General features: G+C 45.8%; 7 protein-coding genes and 1 pseudogene. 2 read left to right on the top strand and 6 right to left on the bottom strand.

The genetic code is table 11. The features are described from left to right. Together RMO52_RS16925 and RMO52_RS16920 are read left to right on the top strand one after the other, a co-directional pair. Positions 1-519, top strand: a pseudogene (locus RMO52_RS16925) (sensor histidine kinase); the annotation flags it as partial. A 175-nt stretch (positions 520-694) separates the two neighbouring features. Continuing rightward, the gene (locus RMO52_RS16920) at positions 695-961 is read left to right on the top strand and encodes a YciI family protein (protein ID WP_309743740.1); all 267 of its coding nucleotides are present in this window, start codon (positions 695-697) and stop codon (positions 959-961) included. An 11-nt stretch (positions 962-972) separates the two neighbouring features. Here the strand turns inward: RMO52_RS16920 and RMO52_RS16915 are convergent, their stop codons facing one another. From RMO52_RS16915 to RMO52_RS16890, 6 genes are all read right to left on the bottom strand, one after another. After that, complete coding sequence (locus RMO52_RS16915; RefSeq protein WP_309743738.1) at positions 973-1,914, bottom strand: glycosyltransferase family 2 protein; 942 nt, start codon at positions 1,912-1,914, stop codon at positions 973-975. Positions 1,915-1,968: 54 nt separating this feature from the next. Continuing rightward, positions 1,969-2,361, bottom strand: a complete 393-nt coding sequence (locus RMO52_RS16910; RefSeq protein WP_309743736.1) for a RidA family protein — start codon at positions 2,359-2,361, stop codon at positions 1,969-1,971. 87 nt (positions 2,362-2,448) lie between these two features. After that, positions 2,449-2,799 carry a cupin domain-containing protein gene (locus RMO52_RS16905; protein ID WP_309743734.1) on the bottom strand — a complete coding sequence of 117 codons (351 nt, stop codon included), beginning with the start codon at positions 2,797-2,799 and terminating at the stop codon, positions 2,449-2,451. Between the two features lie 15 nt (positions 2,800-2,814). After that, complete coding sequence (locus RMO52_RS16900) at positions 2,815-4,320, bottom strand: DEAD/DEAH box helicase family protein (RefSeq protein WP_310416490.1); 1,506 nt, start codon at positions 4,318-4,320, stop codon at positions 2,815-2,817. Positions 4,321-4,432: 112 nt separating this feature from the next. Beyond that, positions 4,433-4,771: a hypothetical protein gene (locus tag RMO52_RS16895; RefSeq protein WP_310416487.1), complete on the bottom strand. Its 339-nt coding sequence runs from the start codon at positions 4,769-4,771 to the stop codon at positions 4,433-4,435. A 74-nt stretch (positions 4,772-4,845) separates the two neighbouring features. Then, positions 4,846-5,127 carry a hypothetical protein gene (locus tag RMO52_RS16890; RefSeq protein ID WP_310416484.1) on the bottom strand — a complete coding sequence of 94 codons (282 nt, stop codon included), beginning with the start codon at positions 5,125-5,127 and terminating at the stop codon, positions 4,846-4,848. Positions 5,128-5,241: the final 114 nt, after the last annotated feature.

The following is a 5,241-nucleotide window of genomic DNA, read 5'->3' as shown; positions in this document are numbered from 1 at the left end:
AGTGGTGTAGAATTAGCCACCACCGCCCCATCCCAAGCGGTAGATCTGACAACCATGTCGATTGGCGAACTATTGGAGCATAGCCTTCCCCAGTGGAAACAACAAGCCGAACGCCGCAATCTCAATCTCGCCGTAGCAATTCCCCATAAACTCCCCGCCGTCGTCAGCAACCCCACAATTCTCGATCGTGTCTTGACGGGTTTAGTCGAAAACTTTACCCGCAATCTTCCCTCTGGGAGCCGTATCCAAGTCGAAGTTACTCCTGTCGGCGACAGACTAAAACTTCAACTCCAATCCCAACCAGAATCCGATGAAAGTCCGCACACCGCCCCAACAGTACGACACGCGATCGGTCAACTCTTGACTTTTCAACCAGAAACAGGCAATCTTAGTTTGAACATGAATGTGACAAAAAACCTCTTTCAACTCCTCGGTGGTAAACTGATCGTGCGTCAGCATCTCCAACAAGGGGAAGTATTGACAATCTTTTTGCCGCTATCGACAATTGCACAGAGTTAGGGATTAGGCTTTGGGCTTTAGGCTTTAGGTTTTGGGCTTTAGGGTGCAATCGGGTTGATACATCAATCGACTATTATTCGTCGATCGGTATCCGATCTCTAATACCTAATTCCTAATCTATGAAGCCTAATCCCTACTCCCTAAAGCCTAATACCTAATCCCTAAAGCCTAATTTATGTGGTTTGTCAAAATTGAAACTGGAATAGTTCCTAAGCCGGAATTCGATCGATATATCCCCGCACACAAGGCTTATGTACAAGGTTTGATCGATCGCGGACACCAGGCAAAGACGGGATACTGGGGCGAACATGGGGGTGGCATGATGTTATTTCAAGCTGATTCACTAGCTGAAGCCGAACGAATTGTCGCCGCAGATCCATTGGTAAAAAATCATTGTGTCACTTACCAATTACACGAATGGCGCATCGTTATGGGCGATTAACTAATTGATAATTAATAATCATCAATTGATTTTCGTCCTACTTCTGAAAGAGTATAGAGAGGACGATGTTTGACTTCTTCGTAGATGCGCCCAATGTACTCGCCCAGAATTCCGATACTAATTAATTGCACTGCCCCGAGAAAGAAAATCGCGATCGCGATCGTCGCAAAACCAGTCAGTGTAGAATTGGTAAATACTCGCCAATAGAGGACGAGAATCGCCATGACGATCGCCAAAACTGCTGAAAATAATCCCAAATAAGTAGACAATCGCAATGGCACACTCGAAAAAGAGACTAAGCCATTAATTGCCAATCCCAAACTTTTGGCAAACGTATATTTTACTTCGCCAGCAAACCGCGAATCGCGATCGAATTCCAGGGCAATTTGTTTAAAACCCACCCACGCTCTCAACCCCCGTAGATAGCGATTGCGTTCGGGCATTTGGTTGAGCAAATCTACCACTTGACGATCCATCAAGCAAAAATCGCCTGTGTCGGTAGGTATTTCCACATCAGCGAGATGTTTGAGGACGCGATAAAAAGCAAAGGCACACAGCCGCTTAAACCAGCCTTCTCGCACTCTTTTGGTACGTTGAGCATAGACAACTTGATACCCTTGTTGCCATAGTGCTAGCAAATCGGGAATTAATTCTGGCGGATCTTGGAGATCGCCATCTAAAACAATAATCGCCTTGCCCCGGACATAATTCAAGCCAGCCGTTACCGCAATTTGATGGCCGAAATTGCGTGCCAGACTCAGATATACTACTCGACTGTCGCGCTCGTGCAATGCCCTCAATAATTCTAATGTCCGATCCTGGCTACCATCGTTCACCAAGATCAATTCTGAAGTATCATCTAACCCATCCATCACTGCACTCACCCGCTGATACAAAGCCGGAATCGTACTCTCTTCGTTATAAATCGGAATCACTAGAGAATATTTAGGCATTTATCGATCCAGGCATGGTTGCAGCCATTGTGCAGGAAAGTAACTCCTCACAAGTTAGCTAATTACTGCGATACAATCAATTTCGACTAGGACATCTTTTGGCAACCTGGCAACTTCCACACACGCACGCGCTGGCGCAGTGGCTTCATCGAAGTAGCGCGCGTATACTTCATTCATTGTAGCGAAATCATTCATGTTTTTGAGAAACACGCCTGTCTTGACTACATCTTCAAAATTTGCACCAGCTTCTTTGAGAATAGCTGCGAGATTTGCCATCGCTTGCTCGGTTTGTTTGGCAACGTCGCCATCGTAAACTAATTGATTGGTTGCTGGATCGATCGCGATTTGTCCCGATACAAATAACATTTTACCAGTTGCGACGATCGCTTGATTGTATGGGCCTACTGGTGCGGGAGCGAGATCGGTTTGAATTATTTTTTTAGTCATAGGGATGTTCGGAAGTAAACCGTTATTACTTTACCGCGAACTCGCATTATTTACGACAGTGGTGCATCTACTCGATCTCCGTGAGACTTAGGGAACAGAGACGACTAAAAATGTCACATCTGACTGCGACTTGTTGTGGAATTGGTGAGCTACACCAGGGGCAATCTCGATGCCTTGCTGTGCCTGTAAGACTCGGATCTCACCATCAACTTCGATCTCAGCCTCACCTGTCAAGATATAAAAAAATTGGCGTGAATGAATGTGAAAATGCCGCTGTTCGCTTTCTCCTGGCGGCACCCGTTCGATAATAACGCTCATGTCATCATGTTTGACAAGATGCCAGCCATCACAACTCGTACCCCATAAATAGTGCTCGGCATTGGATCGATCTACAATTTCCGTCATAGTTTGAATATAGTTACGATCGATTTTACTCATAACGTTAACCGCTCGTTAATATCTCAAGCCACCATCAGGATCTGGAGGTGACGGATCGGGATCTACTTCGGCGACTTTGCGCGCAGGTTCGACAAATTCACCATATCTAATCGGTAACTGAATTACATTATTTGTTTCTGGTTTCTTCTCTTCATCCATGTCACCGCGTCGTCGTGCGGAAACTCGTTCTTCGCTCGTACCTTCACTAATTACTTCATATAAGACGGCTTGCTTATCGGCTTTGCCTTTGCGTAAGATTCGCCCCAGTCTTTGAATATATTCTCGCGGCGAAGCAGTACCAGATAAAATCACCGCGATACTCGCCGCAGGCACATCGACACCTTCATTTAAGACTTGCGATGCCACTAGCACATTATAAGTACCCTCGCGAAAGTGGGTCAAAATTTGATGGCGTTCTTTGACTGGGGTATGGTGAGTAATTGCGGGGATTAATAGAGATTGAGCGATCCGATAAACGGTGGCATTATCGCTCGTAAAAATTAGCGTAGCTTCGGGATAATGTCGCTCTAAAATCTCGGCTAAGATGCGTAATTTGCCATTAGTTGATAACGTGATTTCTTTAGCTTCCCGATGCGCTAACATCGCCCTTCTACCTTCAGTCGATCGACAACTCGCGCGAATAAATTTCTGCCAACCATCGATACTCCCAAACGATATTTTCTGAGAGCGTAAAAAGCGATCGCGTTCGGCAATGAGTTCGTGATAACGGCTGAGTTCTTCAGGACTCAATTTAACTTTGATCTGTTCGACACGATAGGGTGCTAAAGCCGAACCTGCCAAATCTGCGGCGGTTTGGCGATAGACTTCTTTGCCCAACAACATGTCTAAATCCTGATGTCTACCGTCACTCCGTTCTGGTGTAGCACTTAATCCCAGCCGATAAGGCGCGAGCGAGTACTCGGCAACTACCCGATAAAAATCAGTCGGTAAATGATGGCACTCATCACAAATTAATAACCCATATAAATCGCCCAAAGATTCGATCTGAATCGCCGCACTGTCATAAGTCGAAATCAGAATCGGCGATCGATCGCGCGAACCACCGCCGAGCAACCCAATTTCCGTACCCGGAAACACCGTCAACAACTGCGCGTACCACTGGTGCATCAGATCGATCGTCGGCACCAAAATCAGCGTACTGCGGGGGGTAGCAGCCATCGCAAGCTGCGCGACGAGCGTTTTGCCCGCTCCGGTAGGTAAGACGATTACACCCTGCCTCCCGGCTTGTTTCCAGGCAAGTAGAGCTGCGGCTTGATGGGGATAGGGTTCGAGCTTGAGCTGAGAGTCTAATTGCAGCTCGTCAAAGGCTTTGGCTTTATCGACAAAATCCGTATTGTCTTGCTGGAGTGATTCGATAACTTCACGATAATTATGACCGGGAATCCGAAATTTCTCAATCCGATCGTCCCAAGTCGCATACTCCATCCAGCCTCTACCCTTTGGTGGTGGATGTAAGATCAAAGTTCCGCGATCGTAGCTCAGGATTGGCACTCTTGCCATAAAGCGTCAGTCAAATGTTAGGCACCCTTTATCCTAACGCAACCCTTGCCAAACCAGCCGAACAGCTCACCCATAAAACCCAAAGCCTAAAGCCCAAAGCCTAAAACCTAAACTAACTCGCATATGTCATTTTACTCGCGATTTCCGTCAGCCAATCATTTTGACCGATCGCCAGGGCAATTGCCATACCCGCCGCACCATTAGCCAGAAAACCTTTTTCGGTAAATTTGTAATTGATATGATTAGCGATCGACCATACAAACAAAGCAATTCCCGACATTATTAGCACGGTAATCACAATTGACAGGGATAAAATTTGACTATCGGCTTGGCTAGCATCAGCAACCCAAATTTTTGCCCAATGCGAGGCAATCAGCCAGATGAATACTCTACTCACACAGCAGATATATCCACCGATAAAATAGGCAATGATTCCTGGTATTAACTCCATATTTTGTAATCGATAGTAGGTTATTTGTAAATGAGGAAATTACTTACCATTTACTATTCCCTATTTACCACCGACTATCGCCATCGATCGCGTTCTAGATCGTAGATCGCCTTTTCCCAGTGCCAATCCGCAGATTTATCGGGGTGTCTGAGTTGAGATTGTTGAATCAAGCGATGTGCCGTACTCTGATTGCCACCGAGTAATTTTAATAATTTTCGTTCTAAATGGGGATGTTGGGGTCGCAGCTTCCGGTTGTTGAGATGATGTTGTCTGCTGCCGAATTTCTGCTGATTCTTAACCCACAGAAACAGTAACAAGCAGATTGCTAACGAAATGGCGATTGTAACACCAGACATATGATATTTAGATAAAGAAGTTGAATATTTTCGGCAGTGCTACCGATAGCATAACTACAAATCTTACAGTTTAGATCCGTGCGATCGCGGAAGTTTCGATCGGGATGAATCGAC

Origin of the sequence: Chamaesiphon sp. OTE_8_metabat_110 (genome assembly GCF_031382685.1) — a bacterium.
Lineage (GTDB): Bacteria > Cyanobacteriota > Cyanobacteriia > Cyanobacteriales > Chamaesiphonaceae > Chamaesiphon.
This window is presented reverse-complemented; position numbering and strand designations above follow the sequence as displayed.